The following is a 26,929-nucleotide window of genomic DNA, read 5'->3' as shown; positions in this document are numbered from 1 at the left end:
CGCGGATCTGCGACCCCGGTCATGCGCCGCCCGCCCTTCAGGCCGTCGCGCGCTCGACCCGATGCCAGCCGGCCTCGTCGATGCGCTCGATCCAGTCCAACGCCTGCAGGTTCTGCAGCAACTGTTCGGTGCGGCTGGCGCCGAGGATCACGCTGGAGACGTGCGGGTTGCGCAGGCACCAGGCGATCGCCAGCGGCGCCGGCTCCGCGCCGAGTTCGCGCGCGACCTCGACGAAGGCCTCGGCGCGTTGCGGCCGCCGCTGCTCCGAGCTGCCGAACACGACCCGCTGCAGCCACCGCTGGTCCGCTTGGCCGAGCCGGCTCTGCGCGGCGATGCCTTCGCGGTACTTGCCGGTCAGCAGGCCCGAGGCCAACGGCGACCAGATCGTGGTGCCGAGGCCGAGCTCGGCGTACAACGGTGCGTACTCCAGCTCCACCCGCTCGCGATGCAGCAGGTTGTACTGCGGCTGCTCCATGGTCGGCGGATGCAGGTGATGAGCGCGGGCGATCTTGTGCGCCTCGCGGATCAGCGCCGCCGGCCATTCCGAAGTGCCCCAGTACAAGACCTTGCCCTGGCGGATCAGCGCGTCCATCGCCCATACGGTCTCCTCGACCGGCACCTCCGGGTCGGGACGATGGCAGTAGTACAGATCGAGATGTTCGACACGCAGCCGGCGCAGCGCGTCGTGGCAGGCTTCGGTGACATGCTTGCGCGACAACCCCTTCTGGGTCGGTCCCGGTTCCTCGACCGAGCCGAACATGACCTTGCTCGACACGCAGTAGCCGTCGCGCGGCAGGCGCAGGTCGGCGATCGCCTCGCCCATCACCCGCTCGGCCTCGCCGTTGGCGTAACCTTCGGCGTTGTCGAAGAAATTGATGCCGTGGTCCCAGGCCGCGGCGATCAGCTCGCGGGCGGTGTCGCGGCCGATCTGCGCGCCGAAGGTGACCCAGGCGCCGAACGACAGCGCCGAAATCTGGAGGCCGGATGAACCGAGGCGACGGTACTGCATGGATGCACTCCAATCTGAGCGGTGACTGCGGTCATGCTACGCCCCTGGACGATGCGACAAAGGACTGCCCGTGGCGACGACGAACCTGAAAACTCGAGGCGTGATCGTGATCTTCATCGCGATGGCGGTCGCACTGTTGGCTTGGCAACTGTGGCGTCTGCGCACGCCCGCGCCGGCCGCGCCCGAACCCGACGCGACGCAGGCCGAGGCCGCCGACGCCCTGCCCCAAGCGGCCGACGCCGCGCCGGCCGCCGCCACGCCGCGCAAGATCCAGCCGGCCGCCGGCGACTACCGCAGCCCGGCTCTGGCCGAACTCAAGAGTCGCGCCGACGGCGGCGACAGCCGCGCCTCCTGCCAGCTCGGCATGGAGCTGCTGCGCTGCACCGACCTGACCGCCGCCGAGCAAGTGGTGGCCGCGGCCGACGACAACGCGCGCCCGGACATGCCGGCCGAGCAACGCGCCTACATGAGCAAACTCGAGAACCGCGCGCGGCACCTGGTCGCCGAGTGCCGCAACGCACCCGCCGATGCCTGGAAACAGGGCAACCATTACCTGCGCCAGGCCGCCCTGGCAGGCGAACCCGAAGCGATGTACCGCTACGCCCGCGGCGACTCGGTGCTGATCGACTACTCGCGCATGGGCACGCCCGAATTCGACCGCTGGCGCGCCGAGGCCGGCAACATGATGCAGCTCGCGTTCGAAGCCGGTTACCTGCCCTCGGTGTTCGACCTGATGGTCGGCTACAGCGACAACTCCTCGCCGATCACCGGCCTGATCCCGAACGACCCGACCAAGGCCCGCGCCATGCGCCTGCTGATCGGCCGGCTGTCCGGCAAACCCGCCGACCGCCCCGAGGCGCGTTACGCTGCCCTCGAACCGGCCGCCGCCGCCCTGGCCGCGCAGTGGCAGCGCGATTACTTCCCGACCCTGAGACCGCCCCTGCAGCGTATGCCCCGGGTCATGCCGGCGGGGTTCGCTTCGTTGTATGCGGATGAGGGCGTGGAGAGTCCGTGTTCGCAGTGAGGCGTTTGTTGCGGTCGTTGGATCGTTGATTGCATGGAGAAACGCCGCGGCTCTTGGATACAACGCTGCGGCTCTTCGTGTGTTTTTCAATCCTGTAGATCAGGATCAAGTCCAAAGCTTCCGCCGCTGAAGCGGCGGGTTACTTTCTTTTGTCTAAAGCAACAAAAGAAAGGCAACCAAAGAAAAATGCTTCTTTTTGAATCACAAGCCCGCACGAGCGTTGCCGACGCGGTGATTTTTCATACGGGACATCCTAGTCCCGATGAAAAACGGCGCGCATCCCTGCGCGCCGCCCTCCGGGTCTTCCATGGCCTTCGCGAGTGCTCGGCGGCGCACAGCAGCGGCAATAGCCAAAGTCAAAGTCGGCATCAGCAACCGGAGCGCCGCGACGCTTCCCCTGTAGGAGCGGCGTAAGCCGCGACCACGGCACGCGCAGAGACAACAGCGCCGATGCACTCCGTCGAGGCGACACGCTGTCGCAGGGTAGGAGCGGTCACATAGCCATCAACGTTTGCCGCTGCCGTCAGAGATTGGCGCAGCACCGAACTCGCGATGCAACCGTAGACCGGGAGGGCGGCGCACAGGACGTGCGCCGTTTTCCGATAAGACAAGGACGTCTTATCGGAAAATCCCGGCGCGCGCTGCGCACTCGCAGGGGAGCTTCGTCAAGGAAGGCCTTTTCTTTGGTTATCTTTCTTTTGGGCCAGCAAAAGAAAGTAACCCGGCCGCGTCAGCGGACGGAAGCTTTAGATCTTGATGTGGCTTTCATCGTCCTACGATAAGAGGTGCAGCAGCGGATTGCGACGCGGTCGCGGCTTGCGCCACTTCCACAGGGAGCTACCGCCAATAGCGCCGCGAACTGGTGGCGGCGCGGTAGCGGCTTGCGCCGCTCCTATTCCTAGAGCCGAAGCCTCCCAACGGACGCTACGCCCACGCCGCTACTCCGCCCTCGATGGCCCCAGACCCAGCGCGCGCACCCTCAACAGCAAAAGATTCTCATTCCCCACCTTCTCCCCCGTTCCCGCTACAATCCGCCCCACTTTCCTCCTCCGGGGAGTAGCCCACCCGCAGCCGCCAGGCCCGCGGGGACATGCGTCAACACACTTGGCCCACCGGCCATGGCGCATGAGCGGCAGCCAGCGCGAACGATCCGGGTCCACGACCCGACCGGGCGGCGCTAGCGACCACGGGCAAGACCGAAGGCAGGCGTTGCGCGCAACCCGGGTCGGGCCGTGCATCGTCCGCCTTCGCGTCCACGCGAATGCCCGACCCCGGAGTTGTCATGGACCTGTCCTTACTGCCGGCCTCGGTCGTCGCCACCCTCGTCTCGACCGGCACGGTCACGCTCGCCGAAATCGGCGACAAGACCCAGTTGCTCGCCCTGCTGCTCGCCGCGCGGTTCCGCAAACCCTGGCCGATCATCGCCGGCATCCTCGTCGCCACCTTGCTCAACCATGCCCTCGCCGCCTGGTTCGGCACCCTGGTGGCGCATTGGCTGCGGCCCGAGGTGCTGCGCTGGGTGGTCGCCGCCAGCTTCCTCGCGGTCGCGCTGTGGACGCTCAAGCCCGACCGGCTCGACGAGGAGCCGCAGTTCTCGGCGCGCGGCGCCTTTCTCGCCACCACCATCGCGTTCTTCTTCGCCGAGATCGGCGACAAGACCCAAGTCGCGACCGTGCTGCTGGCGACCCGCTACGAGCCGCTGTGGGCGGTGATCGCCGGCACCACCGTCGGCATGCTGCTCGCCAACGTGCCGGTGGCCCTGCTCGGCAGCCGTTTCGCCGACCGCCTGCCGCTGAAAACCGCGCGCTACATCGCCGCAGCGGTGTTCGCGGCGCTCGCAATCTGGGCCGCGGTGCGCGGAATCGGCTGATCGCCACCCACGCGGATGCCACCACGGGAGCCGGGCGACCGGCTCTCGCGCTATGCTCGCCGCGGACGGCAAGGGGATCGCGTAGGGATGCACGGCATCGGCGGAAGGTTGCGCGGCGTACTGGTGGCGCTGTTGCTGCGGCCGGACGAAATCATGCTCGAGATCGGCGCCGGCGGCGAACTGCTGGTGGCGCGACTGCGCGCGGTGCTCGCCGCGATGCTGTTGCTGCTGCCGCTGTTCAACGCGATCGGCGGCGGCAGCGTCAAGGAAACCATGATCGGCCTGGGCGGGGCGGTGTTCGTCAACGTGTTCTCGCAGCTGTGGCTGGCCCTGGCCCGGCGCCAGCGCCGCTACCGCTGGTTGCCCTTCACGACCGCCGGCTTCGACGTGACCGCCACCACCCTGGTCCTGGCCGCGCTCGCCGCCCAGCACCTGCCGGCCGGGCTCAACAGCCTGATCGTCTGGTGCGGCTATCTGTTCGCGATCCTGCTGACCGCGCTACGCAGCGACGGCCGGGTCACCCTGTTCGCGGGCGTGCTCGCCCTGGTCCAGTACGGGGTGCTGATCGTGGCGGTGTTCGCCGCCGCCGATTCGCCGGAAGAGCTGATGTCGAGCGATTACGGCGCGGTCACCGTCGGCAGCCAGGCCCAGCGCATCGTCCTGCTGGCGATGATCACCATCGCCACCTCGATGGTCGTGTACCGGATGCAGCGGCTGATCGAGATGTCCGGCACCGACGGCCTGACCCGGCTGCCGAACCGCACCTGGCTGACCCACCGCATCCCGCGCCTGTTCGACACCGTGCGCCGCGACGGCGGCAGTCTGACCCTGGCCCTGATCGACCTCGATCATTTCAAGCGCATCAACGACGACTACGGCCACCGCCTCGGCGACCGCAGCCTGCGCCACCTGGTCGCGGTGCTGCGCGAGCAGGCCGAACCCAGCGAGTGGCTGGTCCGGCTGAGCGGCGGCGAGTTCCTGCTGGTGATGCGCAAGCCGCTGGGCACCGCCTTCGAGGAAGTCGACGCGATCCGCCGCACCGTCGCCGAGCGCCCGTTCGAGCCCGGCCGCGGCGCCGAGCCGCTGTGGCTGAGCTTCAGCGCCGGCCTGGTGACGTTTCCGCAGGAAGGCGGCGACCTCTCACGGCTGCTCCGCCGCGCCGACCTGCGCCTGCAGCGGGCCAAGCAATCCGGCCGCAATCGCGTGGTCGCCCGCGATATCTGAACGAGCCGGCCCTGGCAAGCCTCGCGGCGCAACTTGCCGCTGGCGCCGTCACTGCACTAGGCTGCCCCGATTAATAAGTCGCTAACAAGCCGCCGGGGCTCCGGCGCCCGGGGAGAGTGGAGTGGATTCGATTACGCGCGTGGCCTTCGGCCTGTTCGGTTTGGCGGTGCTCGTCGGCATTGCGTGGGTGTTCTCGGTCAACCGCCGTTCGGTCGACTGGAAGCTGGTCGCGATCGGCATCTCCCTGCAGATCGCCTTCGCCTCGGTGGTGCTGCTGGTGCCGGGCGGCAAGGACGTGTTCGACGCGATCGGCAAAGGCTTCGTGCACGTGCTGGAGTTCGTCGGCGCCGGCTCGAAGTTCATCTTCGGCGACCTCATGGACGTCAGCAAATTCGGCTTCATCTTCGCCTTCCAGGTGCTGCCGACGATCATCTTCTTCTCCGCGCTGATGGGCGTGCTCTACCACCTGGGCGTGATGCAGGCGGTGGTGCGGGCGATGGCCTGGGCGATCACCAAGGTAATGCGCGTGTCCGGCGCCGAGACCACCAGCGTCTGCGCCAGCGTCTTCATCGGCCAGACCGAAGCGCCGCTGACCGTACGGCCGTACATCCCCAAGATGACCGAGTCCGAGCTGATCACCATGATGATCGGCGGCATGGCCCACATCGCCGGCGGCGTGCTCGCCGCCTATGTCGGCATGCTCGGCGCCGGCGACCCGGACGCGCAGGCGTTCTACGCCAAGCACCTGCTCGCCGCCTCGATCATGGCCGCGCCGGCGACCCTGGTGATCGCCAAGATCCTGGTGCCCGAGACCGGCGAACCGCTGACCCGCGGCACGGTCAAGATGGAAGTCGAAAAGAACACCGCCAACATCATCGACGCCGCCGCCGCCGGCGCCGGCGACGGCCTGCGCCTGGCGCTCAACATCGGCGCGATGCTGCTGGCCTTCATCGCCCTGATCGCGCTGGTCAACGCGCCGCTGACCTGGCTCGGCGAACAGACCGGCCTGGCCGCGGCCATCGGCAAGCCGACCGACCTGTCGACCCTGCTCGGCTTCCTGCTCGCGCCGATCGCCTGGGTCATCGGCACGCCCTGGGCCGACGCCAACGTGGTCGGCGGCCTGATCGGCGAGAAGGTGGTGCTCAACGAGTTCGTCGCCTATACCCACTTGGCCGACATCGTCAACGGCAAGGTCGCCGGGGTCGCCCTCAGCGACGAAGGCCGCCTGATCGCCACCTATGCCCTGTGCGGCTTCGCCAACTTCAGCTCGATCGCGATCCAGATCGGCGGCATCGGCGGCCTGGCCCCGGAGCGTCGCCAGGACCTGGCCCGCTTCGGCTTGCGCGCGGTGCTCGGCGGTTCGATCGCGACCTTCATGACCGCGACCATCGCCGGCGTGCTGACCCACTTCTCCGCCTAAGCCCATGAGCCAAGCCAGCACAGGCCGCGTCGTCGTCGTCGGCTCGTTCAACGTCGACCATGTCTGGTCCCTCGCCGCGCTGCCGCAGCCCGGCGAGACTCTGGCCGGCCGCTACCACACCGGTCCCGGAGGCAAAGGCTTCAACCAGGCCACCGCAGCCGCGCGCGCCGGCGCGCAGACCAGCTTCGTCTGCGCCCTGGGCGAGGACAGCGGCGGCCAGCTCGCCCGCGCGCTCGCCGCCGCCGACGGCATCGACCTGCGCGACCTGCGCAGCGCAGCGCCGACCGGCACCGCCGGCATCTACGTCGACGCCGACGGCCGCAACACCATCGTCATCGGCCCGGGCGCCAATGCCGAGCTGTCGGCCGAGTTCGTCGCCAGCCACGATGCCCTGCTCGGCACCGCCCGGGTGCTGTTGAGCCAGTTGGAGACGCCGGTCGAATCGGCCGAAGCCGCCTTCGCCGCGGCGCGCCGCATCGGCGCGCTGACCGTGCTCAACCCGGCCCCGGCCGACGCCGTCGTCAGCGACGCGCTGTGGGCGCTGGCCGACGTGGTCACCCCGAACGAAACCGAGTTCTGCGCGCAACTGCGCCGGCGCACCGGCAGCGCGCTCGACCCCGACACCCTCAGCGCCCTGCCGGACGCCGAACTGCACGCGCACTGCCGCCGCCTGTTCGGGCACGGCAGCGTGATCGTGACTCTGGGCAAGGCCGGCAGCTTCGTGTCCCATGCCGATGGCGTCCTGCGCGGCGACGACCGCGCTTTCTACCGTTGCCCCGCCGCGGCGGTGAAAGCGGTCGACACCACCGGCGCCGGCGACGCCTTCAACGGCGCCCTCGCCGCCGCTCTCGCCCGCGACCCGGCGGCCCCGTTCGGGCGCCAGGTCGCTTATGCGAATCGTTACGCCGGCCTGTCGACCGAGCGCGCCGGCGCCGCGGCGGCGATGCCGCGCGATGCCGAAGTGAGCGCGCGCTTCGGCTGAGAATTGGCCGCTCCCCGGCGGGATTTAGCCTTGAGGGGCGGCATTGTCTTAAGGGTAGGAGCGACGCGAGCCGCGCCTGCATCCCTCAACTCGGGTCATCACATACGACTTCTGTAGGAGCGACGTGAGTCGCGACCGCGGGACGCGCAGAAACGCCAAGGCCGCTGTCGCCCATCGAAGCAACGCGCTTTCGCCGGGGTAGGAGCGGCGCAAGCCGCGACATCGCTGCGGCGGTCTTGCGGCGTTTCTTTCAATCGACATCAAGATCAAGATCAAACCCAAAGCTTCCGCCACTAAAGCGGCGGGTTACTTTCCTTTGTCTAAAGCAACAAAAGAAAGATAACCAAAGAAGTTGCTTTGTTTTGAATCAATGGCCCGCGCGATCGGTGCTTCCGCGGGGATTTTTCACACGGGACATCCTTGTCCCGATGAAAAACGGCGCGCATCCCTGCGCGCCGCCCTCCGGGTCTTCGATGGCCTTCGCGAGTGCACGGCGACGCACGGCAGCAGCAACAGCCAAAGTCGATAACACGAACCCGGAGCGCGGCGACGCCTCCCCTGTAGGAGCGGCGTAAGCCGCGACCACGGGACGCGCGGCACAACAGGCCAATGTCGTCCATCGAAGCGGCGCGCTTTCGCCGGGGTAGGAGCGTTCGATCAAGGGTTGCCGTTGCTGGGATTTTGATCTGCCCTGCCGCTTTGCCGGGCAATTGGAAGACCCGTAGGGCGGCCCGCAGGGAGGCGGGCCGTGCGCAAGCAGGCCAGGGATGGCCTGTCTGGAGCATCCCTGCGTCGGCAGCGATCGCGCGGGCTGGTGCCCTTGCAAGGAGAGCCCTTTTCTTTGGTTAGCTTTCTTTTGGGCTCAGCAAAAGAAAGTAACCCGGCCGCGTCAGTGGACGGAAGCTTTAGATGCTGATGTGGCTTCACCGCCTTATGGCCAGCGACGCCGCAACGACAGACAGCGCGGTCGCGACTTACGTCGCTCCTACCCTCGCGTAAGTGCACCGCTTCGATAAGCGGCATCGGCGTTGCCGCCTTTGCGCGTCCCTTGGTCGCCGCTTACGCCGCTCCTACCCTGAGGCCAGGCGGCCTCCGACGCGAAGCCGCGGCCCCTTTCACAGGTCGATAACGCCCGCCTCCCGCCCCTGGCAGGGGCAAAACCCCAGCCCACCCTTTTGTTTGAGAATGGTTCGCATTAACATGCCAACCCTGTCGCAGTTCTCAGGCCTATCCCGAATGCCCCGATTCACTCTACTCGCCAGCGCCATGCTGGCGGCCCTCGCCGCGTCCGTCGCCCACGCCGATGAGGCCAAGGACATCGACCGGGTCACCGTGTCGGCCAGCACCAGCCGCATGCCGAACTCCGAGGCCGCGCTGGCCAATACGATCACCGTGATCGACCAGGAACAGCTGCGCCAGCAGCTGGCCGTGACCCAGGACATCTCGCAGGTCCTCGCCAACCTGATCCCCTCGTTCGCGCCGTCGCGGCAGAAGCTCACCAACGGCGGCGAAACCCTGCGCGGGCGCAAGCCGCTGTACCTGATAGACGGCGTGCCGCAATCGACGCCGCTGCGCGAGGGCGGTCGCGACGGCCACACCATCGACCCGGCGATGATCGAACGCATCGAAGTCATCCACGGCGCCAATGCGCTGCAAGGCCTCGGCGCCTCGGGCGGCATCATCAACATCATCACCAAGCGCGCGCCGCGCCAGGACGGCGAAAGCTTCCACGAGCTTAGCCTCGGCGCCAGCACCGCGCTGCCGGGCCAGAGCGACGGCAGCGGCTACCGCGGCTCCTACCTGTTCGGCACCCGCCAGGGCGCGTTCGACTTCGTCGGCGGCGTGTCCTTCGCCAGCGAAGGCCTGTACTACGACGGCAACGGCGACGCGATCGCGGTCAACGACATCCAGGGCGACCTGATGGACGCGCGCAGCCACAACCTGTTCGCCAAGGCCGGCTGGGACATCGACGAGCAGCGCCGCCTGCAGCTCACCGCCAACCGCTACGAGCTCGAAGGCAACAACGACTACGTCACCGTCAACGGCGACATCCGTACCGGGCGCCTGGCCACCTCGGCGCGCGGCAGCCGGGAAGGCCAGGGCGCGCGCAACCGCTCGACCTCGCTGGTGCTCGACTACACCGACAAGTCCATGGCCGGCGGTTATCTGCAGGCGCAGTTGTATTGGGTCGACTTTAAGGGCCTGTACGGCGCCACCGACTGGGAAGACTTCTGGCGCGACGGCCGCGACCTGCACTGGTGGGACCAGTCGCAGAACGTCTCGGAAAAGCTCGGCGGCAAGTTCAGCTGGTCGCGCGACAACCTGTTCGACCAGCGCCTGCGCGTCACCCTCGGCCTCGACTGGGGCCGCGACACGACCTATCAGGAACTGGTGGTCAGCGGCCTGAAATGGGTGCCGGAAACGCAGTACGAATCGTGGTCGCCGTTCGTCCAGGCCGAATGGCGGGTCGCCGATAAGTTGATGCTGACCGGCGGCCTGCGCCACGAACGCGGCCGGCTCAAGGTCGACGACTTCAGCACCATCCCGGCCAACGCCGGCGGCAGCCGCTTCGTCGAGGGCGGCTCGCCCAAGACCAGCAAGACCCTGCCGAACTTCGGCGCGGTCTGGGAAGCGAGCGACTCTCTGAAATTCTATGCCTCGTACTCGGAAGGCTACACCGTCGCCGACATCGGCCGGGTGCTGCGCGGCATCACCGCGCCGAACCAGCGCGTCGACAACCTGGTCGACCTGTCGCCGGTGGTCTCCGACAACCGCGAGGTCGGCCTGGACTTCGACAACGGCCGCTGGGTCGCGCACGTAGCGGCGTACTGGTCCGACTCCGACCTCGGCTCGCGCCTGTCCTTCGACCGCAACACCCAGAGCTACAACGTGGTGCGCGAACGCACCGAGATCAGCGGCGTCGAAGCCAACCTGGCGTTCCGGTTCTCCGAGGCCGGCCGGGTCGGCCTGGGCTACGCCGGCGCGGAAGGCCGCTACGACAGCGACGGCGACGACCGCGTCGACAGCGACCTGCCGGGCATCAACATCAGCCCCGACCGCATCATCGCGTTCTGGGACCACAGTTGGAGCGAGACGATCTCCACTCGCCTGCAGGGCAGCCGCTCGCTGGACCGCGACTTCGATCTCAAGGGCGTGCGCGTCGCCAGCACCGACGGCTACACCACCCTCGACCTGCAGGCCCGCTTCAAGCTGCCGGTCGGCCAGCTCAACCTCGGCGTGGAGAATCTGCTCGACGAGCAGTACGTGACCTATTACTCGCAGAGCACGCCGCGCAACGACACCTACGTCGCCGGCCGCGGCCGGGTGTTGAGCGCGAGCTGGCAATATCGTTTCTGAGTCCGTTTCCGGCCCGCCCAGCATGCCGCATCGCCAGGCCCACACTTCGTTGCGTTCGCGCCTGCGCACGAGCCTGAAGTGGCTGCACCTGTGGCTCGGCCTCAGCGCCGGGCTGGCGTTCGCCGTGGTCGCCTTGTCGGGCACGGCGCTCGCGTTCCAGCGCGAGCTGCTGGTCCTCGCCTACCCGCAGCTCGCCGAACACGCCTTGCCGACCGCGGAGCAACGCGGACGCGCGCTCGAGCGCATCGTCGGCCATTGGCAGAGCCAGGGAATGAGCTCGCTCGACCTGCCCACAGCGAAACTGCCGGTGTGGCAGGCGTATTTCCCCGACAACGAACGCCGTTACTTCGACCCGGCCAGCGGCGAGCTGTTGTTGTTGCGCAATACCGACAACGACCTGCTGCTGTGGCTGCGCGACCTGCACATCCACCTGCTCGCCGGCAAAGCCGGCGAACAGGCGCTCGGCTTGGTCGGGCTGGTCGCGGTGTTCCTGCTCGCCAGCGGTCTGTACCTGTGGTGGCCGCGCTGGCGGGCGTTGGCGGCCAGCCTGAAATGGTATCGCGGGCCGCCGACCCGGCGCTGGCTCAGCTGGCATCGCGGCATCGGTCTGTGGCTGCTGCCGCTGACCTTGCTGGCGACCTTGACCGGCGTATCGATGATCTACGACGGCGTGGTCCGCGACGGCCTGCAGGCGGCCTTCGGCGATGCCACGCCGCCCAAGCCGCCCAAGCTCGTCGCACGCGACGAACCGATCGACTGGAACGCGACCCTGCGCGCGGCCGAGGCCGCGGTCGCGGCAGGCGGCCCGCTCGCGGGCGCGGGCCTGAGCCGCATCAGCCTGCCCAAGGCCGGCAGCGGCCTGATCGCGATCCGCAGCCGCGCCGTCGACGAATGGCATCCAGTCGGGCGCAGCATGGTCTGGCTCGACCCCTACCAAGGCCGTCTGATCGGCACGCTCGACGCGACCCGGCAGGGCCTGGGTACCCGCAGCTACGACTCGATCTATCCACTGCACGGCGGTTTCGTCGGCGGCCGCCTGTGGCAAGCGCTGATTGCGCTGACCGGGCTGGCGCCGCCGTTCCTGCTCGTCACCGGCTTCCTGTTCTGGCGCCGGCGCCGCAATCGCTGAACCCTCGCCGCTCGCTCGCGGGCTGAGGTTGACCGCCTGCCCGAACCGCGCCGGCAGACCTGCCGCGCCCGCACCTGCATCGCCACGAAAGCCAGCGGCGACGCGACCGCGGCCCTGGGTCGGGACCGCCGAGGCGACCGGCGCTCGCGGCCCGCGGCCGGATCGGCTTCACAACCGCGTTCTATCGACGTGTAACCGGATGTCACACGTCCGCCGCCGGCGGCTATAACCGAGGGAACGAAAATGGCAGGCAAGTTCGTAATCAGCAAGCGCAGCAACGGCGAGTTCCAGTTCGTGCTCAAGGCCGGCAACGGCGAACCGATCCTCAGCAGCGAGGGCTACAAGGCCAAGGACTCGTGCGCCAACGGCGTCGAATCGGTGCGCGCCAACAGCCAGAACGACGCCCGTTACGAGCGCAAGACCTCGTCCAACGACCGCCCCTATTTCGTCCTGAAGGCCGGCAACGGCGAGATCGTCGGCACCAGCGAGCTGTATTCCAGCGCCGGCGCGCTCGAAAAAGGGATCGCCTCGGTCAGGCTGAACGCCCCGACCGCCGTCCTGGACGATCACGCCGTCTGAGCCGGGTCCGCCTCGGCCAGCCCGCCTCGCCGGCCGTCGCGGCCCGCCCAGCCAGGCCCGCGCGCAGGGTGGCTTACAATGCCGCCATGCGCATCGGCCCCTATTCCCTCATGCCGCGCGTGATCCTCGCGCCCATGGCCGGGGTCACCGACAAACCCTTCCGGGTGCTGAGCAAGCGCCTGGGGGCGGGCCTGTGCGTGTCGGAGATGACCACCAGCGACCCGCGCTTCTGGGGCACGGCCAAGTCGCGCCACCGCATGGACCACGACGGCGAACCCGACCCGATCAGCGTGCAGATCGCCGGCACCGTGCCGCAGATCATGGCCGACGCGGCGCGCTACAACGTCGACCACGGCGCCCAGATCGTCGACATCAACATGGGCTGCCCGGCCAAGAAGGTCTGCAACGCCTGGGCCGGCTCGGCGCTGATGCGCGACGAGGCCCTGGTCGGGCGCATCGTCGAGGCGGTGGTCAAGGCGGTCGAGGTACCGGTCACCTTGAAGATCCGCACCGGCTGGGACCACGACCAGCGCAACGCCCCGAACATCGCCCGCATCGCCGAGGACGCCGGCATCGCCGCCCTCGCCGTGCATGGCCGCACCCGCGACCAGCAATACACCGGCAGCGCCGAGTACGACACCATCGCCGCGATCAAGGCGGCACTGTCGATCCCGGTGATCGCCAACGGCGACATCGACTCGCCGCAGAAGGCCGCCTACGTGCTCGCCCACACCGGCTGCGACGCGGTCATGGTCGGGCGCGCCGCGCAGGGCCGGCCGTGGATATTCCGCGAGATCGCCCATTACCTGGAGCACGGCGAAACACTCGCGCCGCCGACCCTGGCCGAAGTGCGCGACATCCTGCTCGGCCATCTCGAACATCTGCACGCGTTCTATGGCGAAGTCTCGGGCGTGCGCATCGCCCGCAAGCACCTGAGCTGGTACGCCAAGGACCGCCCCGAAAACGCCGCGTTCCGCGCCGTGGTCAACCGCGCCGATACCGCCGAGCTGCAGTTGCGGCTGACCCGCGATTACTTCGACGCCCTGGTCGCGGGCGTGTCGCCGGAGCTGCCGGTCGCGGCCTGAACCATTGGCCCACGCAGCGCAAGACGCTTCAATATCTCGCAGCGACGCCGTGCATGCCGCGCGGCCTGCGGCCGCGACTCAACGCATGCCGCCGTTGTGGCTCTGCGCCGGAATAGCCGCGGCGCGCGTCGACACCGGCGCGGGCGGTTCCACGTCGGCCACGATCTCCGGCTCCTGCCAGATCCGCGTCCACATCGCCGGCAGCTTGCGCGCCGCATCCCAGGGCCACTTCAACTGCTGCGGCGGAATCTCGCGCCAGGATTCGGCGGCGCGTTCGGCCACCGCGAAGCGGAAACTGTAGTCGGGCTCGGCGCCCATGCGCAGGTCGGTCACGATCAGGCGGCCGTCGCGCTGTTCGGCCTTCATGAAACCGTGGTTGAACCAGTTCAGGCGATGCACGGCCGGATAACCGCTGACTTGCCAGTAGGCCTCCATGTCCGAGTCGTAGGCGCGGAACCGCATGGGCCCGCGGTCGGCCACCAGCGAACGCTCGCCTTCGACGAAGCCGCCGGGCGTCATCGCCACTACCCGCCACAGCAGGGTATTGAACGGCATCGGCACCGAGAACCGCGGCGCGTCCTCCAGGCCGAGCTTGGCCAGCGCGGTTTCGGCATCGCGTTCGACCCGCGCCTTGGCCCACAGCGAGCCGCCGAGGTAGAGCGTGCTCAAGGCCAGGCCGGCGACCAGCGCCGGCTGCGCGAGCCTGCGTTCGCGCGCGAACCAGGCCACCACGCAGGCGAGCAACAGCCACACCGTATACAGCGGGTCGATGATGAACACGCTCGACCACATCACCGGCTTGACCGGCAGCGGCCACAGCAGCTGAGTGCCGTAGACGGTGAACGCATCGAGTATCGGATGGGTCAGCAAGGCCGCCTGCATCGCCCAGAACCAGCGCTTGGGCGACTGCGCGACGCGGCCGCCGCGTTCGCGGCACCAGGCCCAGATCGCCCAGGCGATGAAGGGCAGCACCAGCAGCGAATGGCTGAGGCTGCGGTGCCAGGTCATGCGCTCGACCGGGTCGGCGGTGAACAGGTTGACCGGAATGACGTCGAGGTCGGGCAAGGTGCCGAGTGCGGCGCCCGCGAGCAAGGCCGCGCGGCGATGCCCGGCAGGCGCGATGGCGGCGCTCAGCGCCGCGCCGAGCACGATTTGAGTCAGAGAATCCATGCGCGAATGCTAACCGCAGGCCCGCCGCCGGCGAGTTTGTTTTTCGTTGCGAGGGCGCGGCCGGTGCCCAGGCCTCGCCATCGACCTCGCCATCGACCTCGCCATGAACCTCGCCCCGGACCCCGCCTGGAAGCGCTTGCGGCGCTGCCCGATAATCGCCGCGATCCCATCCGGAACCGCCCGCATGCCTAACCACCCGCCCCAGCCCATCGGCATCGTCGCCTGTTCGGCCGAGGGCGCGGCGCTGTGCTACCGGACGATCTGCGCCGAGGGCGCGCGCCTGCTCGGCCCGCATGCGCACCCCGACATCGTCCTGCACGGCCATTCCCTGGCCGACTACGTGACCTGCCTGGACCGCGGCGACCTCGACGGCGTCGGCGAGCTGATGCTGTCGTCGGCGCGCAAGCTGGCCGCGGCCGGCGCGCGGTTCCTGATCTGCCCCGACAACACCATTCACCAGGCCATGGCCTATGTCGAGCCGCGCTCGCCGCTGCCGTGGCTGCACATCGCGCAGGTCGTGGCGCAGCGCGCGGCCGAACGCGGCTTCCGCCGGATCGGCATCACCGGCACGCGCTGGCTGGTCGAGAGCGAGGTCTACCCGGACAAGCTCGGCGCGCTCGGCCTGGACTGGCTGCGGCCGAACGCGGAGGAACGCGCGCAGATCGGCCGGATCATCATGGACGAGCTGGTCTACGGCGAGTTCAAGCCCGAGTCGGTGGCGTATTTTCAGCAGGTCATCGGCCGGCTGCGCGATGCCGGCTGCGATGCGGTGGTGCTGGGCTGCACCGAGATCCCCCTGATCATCGACGATGCGAACTCGCCGCTGCCGACCCTGGATTCGACCCGGCTGCTGGCGCAGGCGGCGTTGCAGCGGTCGCTGTCGGAGGCCTGAGGGCGTCGGAAGGGTTTCGGCCAAGGGCTTCGGATGGGAACACGGCGTCTGCCGCCCTCGCCCCTACGCGGGAGAGGAGCAAAGCGTAATCGCGATGTCGGAGCGTACTCAGGCCGCGTGCGGCAACGCGCCCGGCAACTGCCGCGGTGCGCGCGCCGGCAACAGCGCCAGGGTCTCGCCGGTGTGGGCCAAAAGGCGCAGGGTCCCGTCGGGGTCTTCGGCCAGCGCGGTCAGGCTTTCGACCCAGTCGCCGTCGTTGGCATAGACGCAGCCGTCGCGTTCGAACAGGGCGGCGCGATGGATGTGGCCGCAGACGATGCCGTCGAGGCCGCGCCGGCCGGCATCGCCCAGGCCGGCCTGGACGAAACGCGAGATATAACGTTCGGCCGCGCCGCTCTGGCGTTTGAGGAAATCCGCCAGCGACCAGTAGCGCAGGCCGAAACGGCGGCGCACCCGGTTGGTCAGGCGGTTGCCGGTGAGGATGCGCTCGTACAGCCAGTCGCCGAACCTCTCCTGCATGCCGCCGAACTGGGTCACGGTGTCGTAATCGTCGCCGTGGGTCACCAGCAGACGGCGGCCGTCGGCGGTCAGGTGGATCGCCCGCCGCCGCACCTGCATGCGCGGCAGCACCAGGCCGCAGAAGCGTCGGATCGAGCGGTCGTGGTTGCCCGGCACGTAGATCAGCTCGGTGCCGGCGCGCACCAGCGCGTGCAGCGCCTCGACCACCCGATACTGGGCCGAACCCCAGGCGGCGCGGCGCTGCGCCATCCACCACAGGTCGACGATGTCGCCGACGAGGTACAGGCGATCGCAGCGCAAACCCTGCAGGAAGTCGGCGAACTCCTCGGCATGGCAGTGCTTGGCGCCCAGGTGCACATCGGAGACGAACACGGCTCTGCGGCGTACCGGCAACTGCACGATCGATGCAGGACTCATGACACGGCCTCGTTGGCGACGGGTTCGGTGCCGGACTCGGCCGCGCGAGGCGCGGCGCCGAGGTAGCGCTCGCGCTTCTTCGGGCGCAGGCGCTGCAGGTCCACTTCGATCAGGCCGTCGACCGCGTCGCTGAACGCCGGGTCGACGCCGAAAGCGAGAAAACGCGCACCGCCGGGTTCGCACAGGTCGGTGTATTGCTTGTAGAGCATCGGCAGGGTGGCGCCGAGCGCATCGAGATTGCCCTTGAGCACGCGGAACGCGGTCGCCGCATCGAGCGCGTCGAACTGCGGCGGCGCGGCCCGGTAGACGAAGGGTTGCTTCGACACCGCGGCCGATTGCTCGCTGCCGTAGTAGCGGGCGTAGTAGGCGACGATCTGCTCGCGCGCATCGGCCGGCAGGGCCGCGCTGATCGAGACCGGCCCGAACAGGTAGCGCACGCCCGGGTGCCGGGCCAGATAGGCGCCGATGCCCTGCCACAGGTAATCGATGCTGCGGCTGCCCCAGTACTCGGGCACGACGAAGCTGCGGCCGAGTTCCATGCCCTGGGCCAGGCGCGGGATTGCGTCGTCGGCATAGCGGAACAAGGACGCGGTATACAGTCCGGCCAGGCCGCGCTCGGCCAGCACCCGGCTGCCGCGCGCGATCCGGTAGGCGCCGGCGATCTTCGCCTCGGCCGCGTCCCACAGCACGATGTGTTCGTACCAGCTGTCGAAGACGTCGACGTCGAGGCGCTGGCCGGTGCCCTCGCCGACCGCGCGGAAGGTCAGCTCGCGCAGGCGGCCGATCTCGCGCAACAGGGGCGCGCCCGCCGGCAGCACGCCGACCCGGATCTGCTTGCCGTCGACGGTGCGGCCCAGCGACTCCATCGCCTCGACCCCGGACCGCACCAGCGCCGGGTCGACCGCGTCGATCAAGGGCTCCGGCCCGACCGGCGCGGCGCGCTCGCGCGGCGTGCCGATCGCGTGCAGTTCGCTGCGCACTTCGCGCAGCAGGCGCTCGGCGTCGCCGTCGAGCGGCAGCTGCAGCGGCCGGCCGATGCGCAGCGCCACCCGGCGCGCGCGGCGGGCGAACATCTCGCGCGCCAGCAAGGCGGTACCGGCCGGCTTGAACAAGGCCGAGGCGCCGTAGAACAGCGCCGAATTGCGTGCCTCGATCCGCACCGGCAGCACCGGCGCGGCGGTCCTGTGAGCGAAGCGCAGGAAGCCGCGCCGCCAGCGGCCGTCGGTGACCCCGCGCAACCCGAGCCGGGCGACTTCGCCGGCCGGGAACACGATGACGCATTGTTCGGCCTGCAGCGCGGCCTCGATCGCGTGCAGGCTGTCGGGGCTCGGCCGGCCGCCCAGAATGCGCACCGGCAGGATCAGGCCTTCGAGGCCGTCGAGCGCCGACAGCAAATCGTTGGCGACGATGCGCACGTCGCGGCGCACACGGCCGACCGCATCGAGCAGGGCCAGGGCGTCGACCGCCCCGGACGGATGATTGGCGACGATCAGCAGGCGCCCGGTGGCCGGGATCCGCTGCAGTTCGGCGGCCTCGACCAGGTAGCGCGCCTGCAGGAAATCCAGCGCGGCGGTGACGAAGGCGAAGCCGCGCAGGTGGCCGTTCTCGGCCAGGAAGCCATCGACCCGGTCGAAACCCGACCAGCGGCCGATGGTGCGCAGCAAAGGACGGGCGATCCCGGCCCGGCGGCCCCGGAACCATTGCGGGAAGCGCTCTTGCAGTCGGCGTTCGAATTGCAGCATGGCGTCGCATCGGCGGCGGTATGCCGCGGAGCCTGAGCCGGGCCGGCGACAGCATCATGGCGGTTTCGGGTCAGTCCGGTGACACGCCCGGCGGCGCCCGGCAGGCCGGCTTTTCCCCGAAGATTCCGGACATAGGCCGCAGTTAAAGACCGCTTAACCCTCGGCAACCCCAAGACACGGCACAATGCGCGCTCGCGGCCGAGTCTGTATCATGTGCGGCCATCTTTCTATCCGAATACGAGGATATAGCCTCGATGTCCAGCTACCTGTTCACCTCCGAATCCGTCTCCGAAGGCCACCCGGACAAGATCGCCGACCAGATCTCCGACGCCGTCCTCGACGCCATCCTGGCCCAGGACAAGCGCGCGCGCGTGGCCTGCGAGACGATGGTGAAGACTGGCGCGGCCATCGTCGCCGGCGAAGTCACCACCAATGCGTGGGTCGACATCGAGGCGATCGCGCGCAAGGTCATCAACGACATCGGCTACGACAACTCCAACGTCGGCTTCGACGGCCACACCTGCGCGATCATCAACATGCTCGGCAAGCAGTCGCCCGACATCGCCGCCGGCGTCGACCGCAAGAAGCCGGAAGAACAGGGCGCGGGCGACCAGGGCCTGATGTTCGGCTACGCCTGCAACGAAGCGCCGGAATTCATGCCGGCGCCGATCTACTACTCGCACCGCCTGGTCGAGCAGCAGGCCAAGATCCGCAAGGCCAAGAACTCCAAGCTGCCCTGGCTGCGTCCGGACGCGAAGTCGCAGGTCACCCTGCGCTACGACAACGAGCACAAGGTGGTCGGCCTCGACGCCGTGGTCCTGTCGACCCAGCACGACCCGGGCATCAAGCAGAAGGACCTGGTCGAGGGCGTGTACGAGCACGTGCTCAAGCCGGTGCTGCCGAAGGCCTGGCTCGAGAAGCTGCCGAAGAACAAGATCCACATCAACCCGACCGGCATCTTCGTGATCGGCGGCCCGGTCGGCGACTGCGGCCTGACCGGCCGCAAGATCATCGTCGACAGCTACGGCGGCATGGCCCGCCACGGCGGCGGCGCGTTCTCGGGCAAGGATCCCTCGAAGGTCGACCGTTCGGCCGCCTACGCCGCGCGCTACGTCGCCAAGAACATCGTCGCCGCCGGCCTGGCCGACAAGTGCGAAGTGCAGGTCTCCTATGCCATCGGCGTGGCCGAGCCGACCTCGATCTCGGTCACCACCTTCGGCACCGGCAAGATCAGCGACGACAAGATCGAGAAGCTGATCCGCAAGCACTTCGACCTGCGCCCGTACGGCATCGTCAAGATGCTCGACCTGATCCACCCGGTCTACCAGCCCACCGCCGCCTACGGCCACTTCGGCCGCAAGCCGAAGGAAGTCGGCTACGTCGACAGCGCCGGCAAGAAGCAGACCGCGACCGCGTTCTCGTGGGAAAAGACCGACAAGGCCGACGACCTGCGCAAGGATGCCGGGCTGAAGAAATAAGCCGGCAGCGACGTCGCCTCAAGAGAAAGGGCCGCGAAAGCGGCCCTTTTTCGTGGTCGCGCCGCTTGGCCGCGGCCTTACAGATGCTGGGGCGAGGTGCTGCCCAGGGTCTGCGACGGGTTCGTATTCGACGGCGTCGCCGACAGCGCGCGCGCGGCATGCAGGCTGGCCGCCTCGGCGCTCAGCTTCGACATCGACATATCGCATACGTCTTCCAGATTCACCGCGGCGAAGGTGCGCGATTCGATGGGCGCGCGGTTGGTCGCGCTCAGCATCGTGTCCTCCTTGCCCGGCGGGACGAAGGTCTTGATCTCGTCGATGTCGCCGTAGATGCCCCGCTTCATGCAGGCCACGGTCAGGGCCGCTGCCGCTTGTTGAGCGCTGAACAAATCGGCGACGTTCTCGCCTTCCTGCAGATCGAACGCCTTGCCGGGCACCTTACCCAGGATTTCCGCGTACAAGCCATGCATCGGGTGGTGCTTATCGGTCAGTGCCGCCGCCTCGGCCGGTTTGCTCGCCCCGACCGCCAAAACCGGCGCCGACACGCTGGGCGTTTCCCTCGCCTGCGCCAGCGCCGCCGGGTAACAAGGCTTGCCGAGCGTCGCCAAGGTGGCCGCTTCGGTACTCGGGTCGGCCGACAATCCGTAATCGCGCGAGGTCTTGTAACCGTGGCTGTAGAACTCGGCGGTGTCGTGCTTCTTCAGGGTCGAGGTCACCCCATCGGCGTCGACCGAAATCCGGCAGCCGTTGTCCTGCCGGGTTTCGACGACCGCGCCTTTGCTTTCGAGCCAGGTCTTGAGCTTTGCCGGCAACCATCCGTCCTGGCCGCCGGCGTCTCCGCCCTGGGCGCATACCAGCACGGCCTTCTTCCCGCGCAGGTCGCCCAAGCCCGAATTTTCCAGGGCCGCTTCCAGCTTGGGATGGTAGTCACCCCAGGCCTTCTCGCTGTCGCAACCCGAGTAGACGTGCGACAGCGCGACTTTGCCGTTGCCCGCCAGCCCCACCGCCACGCAACCGGACAAACCATCGGTGACCAGGTCCGTGGTGCCGGCATCGGCGACGATCCATTCGTTCAGACCGACTTTGACTCGATCGTTCATTGCATTCTCCGTCATGACGAGCAGACTTCGGGTTCGAGGGATGGCGGCGACGAATTCGCCGCGTCGAACTGATTACTCAACGCGAAACGGCGGCCGATACGGTCGGGGCGCGCCGTCGCAACGCCGCTTTAGATGCCCTTGGTCAGGCCGCTGTGCTGGGTTTGCGCGTGGACCCCCTGCGTTTCGCTGTGCTGGCCGATCGGCGCATAGTGCTTGAAGGCGCGTTCGCTCGCGTTGGCGATGGTCTCCTCGTTGACGTCCAAGGCGTCCACGCACAGATCGTGCGGTGCGGACTCCTGCCGGCCGGCAGGGAGCACGAACACTTGATCGGCATCGTTGGCGCCCGAAGCGACTTGCCTGACCTCGCGGACGCCGGCATCGAGGCATCGCGCGGTCAATTCGGCGGCGATCTGCTGCTCCCAGATATCGTTGCCTTTGAACATGCCGCCGTCCAAAGCCTTTACGCCGCCGAGAATCGAGGCATACAACGGATATCCCGGATGCGACGGCTCGCCCAAGGTCGGCGTCTTCGCGTCCGCCAGCGAAATCCGCGGGTCCCGCAACGCCGGCGTGGCCGCCCCCGCGTCCTTCGACAACGCGGACCGCACCACCGGCAGGTCGGCCTCGCTCGTGGTCCGATAGCCGTAGCTGTAGTCGTCGCTGCGGTCCAGACTCTTGCCGACGACGATCGGCCCGGACACCGAATCCGACACCCGGCAGCCGTCGTCCTGCCGTCGTTGCGACTGGATGCCATGCTGCGACAGCCAACTCCCGATACGCTCGCACAACGGCCCGCTGGTGTGATCGGAATACACCAGCACCGCGCGGATATCCTTCGGCTCGCCCAACTGCGAGGCTTGCAAGGCATCGTCGAGTTTCTCGCGGTACCCCGGCCAAAGCTCGCCGTCCTTGGCGACGTCGTAGACATGCGTCAGGGCGATCCGGTCCTTGCCGGTCAATGCCACCGCAACGCATCCCAGCAGACCATCGGTGATCAGCTCGGTCTGCTTCGGGTCGGCCGCCAGCCATTCGTCCAGGCCTACTTTGACTCGCATGGTGTTCGCGCTCCTTCGTCAGGGGTTCGATGCGCCTGCCGTGCGGAGATCCGACACCCGCCGGCGCAAGGCCGGACGCAGCCGGTGCCGGCGGCATGGTCCTTCGTTGTCCTGCTTAACGAAAAAGGGCCGCATGAGCGGCCCTTCGGGATCGGTGCGATGTCCGGCGGCGAGCCGGACGGGCTACTTCGCCGCCGCCGACTTGTCCTTGCCCTTCGCGGCGGGCGCCGCCGCTGGCTTGGCGTTCTTGACGTACTGGTCCAGCCAGCGGTTCGTCTCGGCCAGCATGTGCAGGATCGATTCGCGCGCGCGGTAGCCATGGCTTTCGTTCGGCAGCATCACCAGGCGCGCCTTGCCGCCCAGGCCCTTGATCGCGGCGAACAGGCGTTCGCTCTGCACCGGGAAGGTGCCGGAGTTGTTGTCCTGCTCGCCGTGGATCAACAGCAGCGGGTCCTTGATCTTGTCGGCGTAGTTGAACGGCGACATCGCCCGGTAGGTCGGTTCGGCCTGCCAGTAGTTGCGCTCTTCGGCCTGGAAGCCGAACGGCGTCAGGGTGCGGTTGTAGGCGCCGCTGCGGGCGATGCCGGCCTTGAACAAGCGCGTGTGGGCGAGCAGGTTCGCGGTCATGAAGGCGCCGTAGGAATGGCCGCTGACCGCGATGCGCTCGCGGTCGGCGACGCCGCGGCGTACCACTTCGTCGACCGCCGCCTGCGCGCTCGCGGTGAGCTGCTCGATGTAGGTGTCGTTGGGCTCGCGCTCGCCTTCGCCGACGATCGGCATCGACGGGTCGTCGAGCACCGCATACCCCATCGCCAGGTACGGCAGCGGACCCCAGTAGCTGACCGAGTTGAAGCGATACGGCGAACCATTGACCTGGCTGGCCGCGGCGGCCGACTTGAATTCGGCGGGATAGGCGTACATCAGCAACGGTAGCGGCCCGTCGCGCTTGGCGTCGTAACCGGGCGGCAGGTACAGGTCGGCGGTCAGCTCGACCCCGTCGCCGCGCTTGTAGCGGATTTGTTCTTTCTTGATGTCTTTGAGCTGCGGCGTCGGATGCGGGAAGCGGGTCAGTGCGCGGGGCGCCGCATCGGCGGCGGACAGGTCGCGCAGGTACAGATTGCCCGGCTCGGTCGGCGACTCGCGCAAGGTCAACAGGCGCTGGCCGCGATCGTCGAGCAACGCCTGCGGCGCTTCGTAATGCGGCGCCTGCGAGTGGAACAGCCGGGTCCGCTTCCTGTCGGCCAGGTCGTAACGGTCGAGGAAGGGCCGGTCGCCTTCGGGCGAAGCGCCGCGGCCGATGTAGAACAGGCTCGCGCCGTCGGCGCTGGTCAGCAGGCGGCGCTGGCCGTTTTCGTCGCGCATGATCACCGGATCGCCGGGATCGTTGTAGCGGTCTTCGCTCGAGCCTTCGAAGATCAGTTCGGGCGCGCGATCGCCGTGGTCCGGCGCGATCCGCCATTGCCGGGTCTGGCGGGTCTTCCACCAGAATTCGTCGACCAGGGCGAGATCGCCGCGGCCCCAATGCGCACCGGCGTAACGTGCGCCCAGACGCATCAGGGTCTGCGGCGGACGCTCGAACGGCGCGGCCTGCATCATCACCGCATCGCGGATCTCGGTCTTGCGCGCGGGGTCGCCGCCGTCCTGGGCTTCGGCCCAGATCAGCGTCGCCGGCGCATCGCCGCGCCAGGCGATCTCGCGCACGCCGGTCGGCACCGCATCGTTGCCGGTCGGCAGGCCGTCGACCAAGGGCAGGCGCGCGATCTCGTGCTCGAACTTGCCGTCCGGGGCCAACACCTCGATACGGTGCGCGAACATCGACACCGGCACCTGGTACGAAAACGGCCGCTCGACCCGGGTCGCCAGGACATGGCGGCCGTCGGGCGACGGCGTGGCTTCCAGGTACAACTGCGGCGCGCCGGCGCGCACGACCGTCCCGGCCAGGTCGACGGTGGCGAGTTGCGAGCGCAGGTAGTACTCGAACACGCGCGCATCGCTCTCGTTGCGCAGCAGGTCCTGGTAGGTGCGGATCTGCCGCACCGTCGCGCTGATTTCGGTTTCCTGCACCGCCGGCCCGTTCGGGGTGGCGTCGGTCGGCGGCGCCTCGCCCTGCCCTTCGGGTTGCAACTGCACCAGCAGGCGGCGGCTGTCGGGCATCCAGGCATAGCCGCGGCCGGACACGGTGTTGAGGCCCGAAACCAGCTTGTGCGCGCGGCGCCGGCTCACTTCGACCAGCCACAGCTCGTTGGCGCCGCTGGCGCTGTCGACCCGGTTGAAGGCGATCCAGCGCTGGTCCGGCGACCAGTCCAGGGTGGCCAGCGACAACGGCGCCGGCAAGCCTTCCACGTCCAGGCTCTTGCCGCCGGCGATATCGAGCAGGCTCAGGCCGGCGCCGAAGGTGAAGCGGCTTTGCGCGCGCGTGCGCGGATGAATGCGCAGGCCGGCGAGCTTGAGTTCCGGCTGCGCGACTACTTCGATGCCAGGCAACGACGGCGTCTGCACCAGGGCGACCAGGTCGCGCTTCGGACTGGTGAACATCTGCGGCGGTCGCGGCGCATCGACGATGGCCTGCAAGGCCTTCGGCGGTAGCTGGTAACCGCTGGCCGGCGCGGTCTGCGCGCTCGCCGCCGAGAGCGGCAGGAGCAGCAGGAGCAGCAGGTCCGGCCGGCGCAAGGCCCGGAACGGCGGCTTCGGGAAGGACAGGCCGTCGTGGCCGCTGCGTCGCGCGATTGAGTTCATGCTCGATCCGATCCGTAAGTGAAGAAGTCTTGAGCGCCGCAACCCGGCCGGCGCTCGGCCGATGCGAACTCGCCTGGGCCGGGCACCCCGCCCGAGCTTAGCCCGAGGCGGCGACCGCCGGCCTATGCCATTGGGGCTGCCCGGGCCGCCGCCGGGCGGATGCATTCGGGCGACGTTCGGGACCGCAAACCGGCTCCACGCGGTTTCGCGATGAACGTCATATTCAGGCGCATCCGGCCCGGCGCCGTGCGGCGGTCATGGGCGCCGCGATATACTGCGCGCTCAGCCCGCCGAGGGGCGCTGCGACCGTCGTCCGCGGATCTTTCCGCAAAGCCCGCACCCGCTGCGGACTTCCAGAATGACGGCCAGGCTCGGCGAGGCGTAGTCCTAACGGCGCCCGGTTTGAGCGATCGCTTTGAAGCGATGACTCGCCGGACCCGGCATCCGCCGGCTCCCCAAAGAACTGGAGCGACACAGCATGAACGCAGTACCTAAGACCTTCTCGACCGAAGGCGACTACAAGGTCGCCGACATCTCGCTGGCCGATTGGGGCCGCAAGGAAATCGACATCGCCGAGCACGAAATGCCGGGCCTGATGTCGATCCGCAAGAAGTACGCCGCTGCGCAATCGCTCAAGGGCGTGCGCGTGACCGGCTCGCTGCACATGACCATCCAGACCGCGGTGCTGATCGAGACCCTGCGCGACCTCGGCGCCGACGTGCGCTGGGCGTCGTGCAACATCTTCTCGACCCAGGACCACGCCGCCGCCGCGATCGCCGCGAGCGGCACGCCGGTGTTCGCCTGGAAGGGCGAGTCGCTGGAAGAGTACTGGGACTGCACCCTCGAAGCGCTGACCTTCCCGGGCGACGGCGCGGTCAAGTTCCGCGGCCCGGAACTGGTCGTCGACGACGGCGGCGACGTCACCCTGCTGATCCACAAGGGCTATGAGCTCGAAAACGGCGACGGCTGGGTCAACACCCCGTCGGGCAACCACGAAGAACAGGTCATCAAGAACCTGCTCAAGCGCGTGCACGCCGAGCGTCCGGGCTTCTGGCACGAAGTGGTCAAGCATTGGAAGGGCGTGTCCGAAGAGACCACCACCGGCGTGCACCGCCTGTACCAGCTCGCCGAAGCCGGCTCGCTGCTGGTCCCGGCGATCAACGTCAACGACTCGGTCACCAAGTCGAAGTTCGACAACCTCTACGGCTGCCGCGAGTCGCTGGCCGACGGCCTCAAGCGCGCGATGGACGTGATGCTGGCCGGCAAGGTCGCGGTGGTCTGCGGCTACGGCGACGTCGGCAAGGGCTCGGCCCACTCGCTGCGCGCTTACGGCGCCCGCGTGGTGGTCACCGAGATCGACCCGATCAACGCCCTGCAGGCGGCGATGGAAGGCTTCGAAGTCAACACCGTCGAGAGCACCCTCGGCCGCGGCGACATCTACGTCACCACGACCGGCAACAAGGACGTGCTGACCCTGGCCCACATGCAGCAGATGAAGGACCAGGCGATCGTCTGCAACATCGGCCACTTCGACAACGAGATTCAGGTCGATGCGCTGGCCGCCTCGGGCGCGAAGCGCCTGAACATCAAGCCGCAGGTCGACAAGTACACCTTCGCCAACGGCAATTCGATCTTCCTGCTGGCCGAAGGCCGCCTGGTCAACCTCGGTTGCGCCACCGGCCACCCGAGCTTCGTCATGTCGAACTCCTTCGCCAACCAGACTCTGGCGCAGATCGACCTGTGGGCCAACAAGGACAACTACGAAGCCAAGGTCTACATCCTGCCGAAGAAGCTCGACGAAGAAGTCGCGCGCCTGCACCTGGAAAAGATCGGCGTGAAGCTGACCACCCTGACCGAAGACCAGGCCAAGTACCTGGGCGTCTCGGTCGACGGCCCGTACAAGCCGGATCATTACCGCTACTGATCGGTCCCGCCGCGAGGCGGATCGATGCGACACGAAACGGGCGCTTCGGCGCCCGTTTTTTTTTGCGGTCTCTGCTCGCCGCGACGTTCCCTCGCTCGTCGCCGACATCGCTCACCGCAACGACGCCGCCAACCGCGGCATCGCGGTCGCGGCTCGCGACGCTTCTACCCCAAAGCCGCGCATCCAAGGGTAGGAGCGGCGCAAGCCGCGACACGCC

At 68.3% G+C, this 26,929-nt stretch carries 19 protein-coding genes and 1 riboswitch; of the genes, 12 read left to right on the top strand and 7 right to left on the bottom strand.

What is annotated here, in order from left to right; all coding sequences use genetic code 11:
- Positions 1-37: 37 nt before the first annotated feature.
- The gene (locus AC6CH2_RS13745) at positions 38-1,009 is read right to left on the bottom strand and encodes an aldo/keto reductase (RefSeq protein WP_498269713.1); all 972 of its coding nucleotides are present in this window, start codon (positions 1,007-1,009) and stop codon (positions 38-40) included.
- A 70-nt stretch (positions 1,010-1,079) separates the two neighbouring features.
- Here AC6CH2_RS13745 and AC6CH2_RS13740 point away from each other — a divergent pair, with 70 nt between their 5' ends.
- From AC6CH2_RS13740 to dusB, 9 genes are all read left to right on the top strand, one after another.
- Complete coding sequence (locus AC6CH2_RS13740; protein WP_498269712.1) at positions 1,080-2,033, top strand: hypothetical protein; 954 nt, start codon at positions 1,080-1,082, stop codon at positions 2,031-2,033.
- A 1,282-nt stretch (positions 2,034-3,315) separates the two neighbouring features.
- Positions 3,316-3,903 (top strand): TMEM165/GDT1 family protein, encoded by a 588-nt coding sequence (locus AC6CH2_RS13735; protein WP_498269711.1) that lies wholly within the window; start codon positions 3,316-3,318, stop codon positions 3,901-3,903.
- An 87-nt stretch (positions 3,904-3,990) separates the two neighbouring features.
- Entirely contained in the window at positions 3,991-5,127 is a 1,137-nt protein-coding gene (locus AC6CH2_RS13730) for a GGDEF domain-containing protein (RefSeq protein ID WP_498269710.1), read from the top strand.
- Positions 5,128-5,248: 121 nt separating this feature from the next.
- Entirely contained in the window at positions 5,249-6,547 is a 1,299-nt protein-coding gene (locus AC6CH2_RS13725) for a NupC/NupG family nucleoside CNT transporter (RefSeq protein ID WP_435395380.1), read from the top strand.
- Between the two features lie 4 nt (positions 6,548-6,551).
- Positions 6,552-7,529 carry a ribokinase gene (locus tag AC6CH2_RS13720; RefSeq protein WP_498269709.1) on the top strand — a complete coding sequence of 326 codons (978 nt, stop codon included), beginning with the start codon at positions 6,552-6,554 and terminating at the stop codon, positions 7,527-7,529.
- Positions 7,530-8,765: 1,236 nt separating this feature from the next.
- Positions 8,766-10,886 (top strand): TonB-dependent receptor, encoded by a 2,121-nt coding sequence (locus tag AC6CH2_RS13715; protein WP_498269708.1) that lies wholly within the window; start codon positions 8,766-8,768, stop codon positions 10,884-10,886.
- A gap of 22 nt (positions 10,887-10,908) precedes the next feature.
- Positions 10,909-12,015: a PepSY-associated TM helix domain-containing protein gene (locus tag AC6CH2_RS13710; RefSeq protein ID WP_498269707.1), complete on the top strand. Its 1,107-nt coding sequence runs from the start codon at positions 10,909-10,911 to the stop codon at positions 12,013-12,015.
- A 243-nt stretch (positions 12,016-12,258) separates the two neighbouring features.
- A complete protein-coding gene (locus AC6CH2_RS13705) occupies positions 12,259-12,594 on the top strand; it encodes a YegP family protein (protein ID WP_498269706.1) in 336 nt (111 codons plus the stop codon).
- 86 nt (positions 12,595-12,680) lie between these two features.
- On the top strand, positions 12,681-13,679 hold the full coding sequence (dusB, locus tag AC6CH2_RS13700; protein WP_498269705.1) for a tRNA dihydrouridine synthase DusB: 999 nt from the start codon (positions 12,681-12,683) through the stop codon (positions 13,677-13,679).
- A gap of 78 nt (positions 13,680-13,757) precedes the next feature.
- Here the strand turns inward: dusB and AC6CH2_RS13695 are convergent, their stop codons facing one another.
- Positions 13,758-14,849, bottom strand: coding sequence for a metal-dependent hydrolase (locus AC6CH2_RS13695; RefSeq protein WP_498269704.1), 1,092 nt, complete (start codon positions 14,847-14,849; stop codon positions 13,758-13,760).
- A gap of 184 nt (positions 14,850-15,033) precedes the next feature.
- Here AC6CH2_RS13695 and AC6CH2_RS13690 point away from each other — a divergent pair, with 184 nt between their 5' ends.
- Positions 15,034-15,741, top strand: a complete 708-nt coding sequence (locus tag AC6CH2_RS13690; RefSeq protein ID WP_498269703.1) for an aspartate/glutamate racemase family protein — start codon at positions 15,034-15,036, stop codon at positions 15,739-15,741.
- Positions 15,742-15,849: 108 nt separating this feature from the next.
- Here AC6CH2_RS13690 and AC6CH2_RS13685 read toward each other — a convergent pair whose 3' ends face one another.
- Positions 15,850-16,677 (bottom strand): UDP-2,3-diacylglucosamine diphosphatase, encoded by an 828-nt coding sequence (locus tag AC6CH2_RS13685; RefSeq protein ID WP_435395388.1) that lies wholly within the window; start codon positions 16,675-16,677, stop codon positions 15,850-15,852.
- Positions 16,674-18,419 (bottom strand): bifunctional ornithine lipid synthase OlsF, encoded by a 1,746-nt coding sequence (gene olsF / locus AC6CH2_RS13680; protein WP_498269702.1) that lies wholly within the window; start codon positions 18,417-18,419, stop codon positions 16,674-16,676. Before olsF ends, AC6CH2_RS13685 begins: the two co-directional genes overlap by 4 nt.
- Positions 18,420-18,673: 254 nt before the next feature.
- Here olsF and metK point away from each other — a divergent pair, with 254 nt between their 5' ends.
- A complete protein-coding gene (gene metK, locus AC6CH2_RS13675; protein WP_498269701.1) occupies positions 18,674-19,897 on the top strand; it encodes a methionine adenosyltransferase in 1,224 nt (407 codons plus the stop codon).
- Between the two features lie 77 nt (positions 19,898-19,974).
- Here the strand turns inward: metK and AC6CH2_RS13670 are convergent, their stop codons facing one another.
- The 3 genes from AC6CH2_RS13670 to AC6CH2_RS13660 form a co-directional block, all read right to left on the bottom strand.
- Positions 19,975-20,997: a hypothetical protein gene (locus AC6CH2_RS13670; protein ID WP_498269700.1), complete on the bottom strand. Its 1,023-nt coding sequence runs from the start codon at positions 20,995-20,997 to the stop codon at positions 19,975-19,977.
- 128 nt (positions 20,998-21,125) lie between these two features.
- A complete protein-coding gene (locus AC6CH2_RS13665; protein ID WP_498269699.1) occupies positions 21,126-22,052 on the bottom strand; it encodes an XVIPCD domain-containing protein in 927 nt (308 codons plus the stop codon).
- Between the two features lie 183 nt (positions 22,053-22,235).
- Positions 22,236-24,788, bottom strand: coding sequence for an alpha/beta hydrolase family protein (locus AC6CH2_RS13660; RefSeq protein WP_498269698.1), 2,553 nt, complete (start codon positions 24,786-24,788; stop codon positions 22,236-22,238).
- Positions 24,789-25,074: 286 nt separating this feature from the next.
- Positions 25,075-25,194, top strand: a riboswitch (S-adenosyl-L-homocysteine riboswitch).
- Between the two features lie 72 nt (positions 25,195-25,266).
- Between AC6CH2_RS13660 and ahcY the strand changes: the two genes are divergently transcribed.
- Complete coding sequence (ahcY, locus tag AC6CH2_RS13655) at positions 25,267-26,712, top strand: adenosylhomocysteinase (RefSeq protein WP_435395394.1); 1,446 nt, start codon at positions 25,267-25,269, stop codon at positions 26,710-26,712.
- The last annotated feature ends 217 nt before the right edge of the window (positions 26,713-26,929 follow it).

It is taken from the genome of Lysobacter sp. GQ73, from assembly GCF_059758755.1.
Note: the sequence above shows the minus strand (reverse complement) of the source record. Positions and strands in the feature narration are given on the sequence as shown.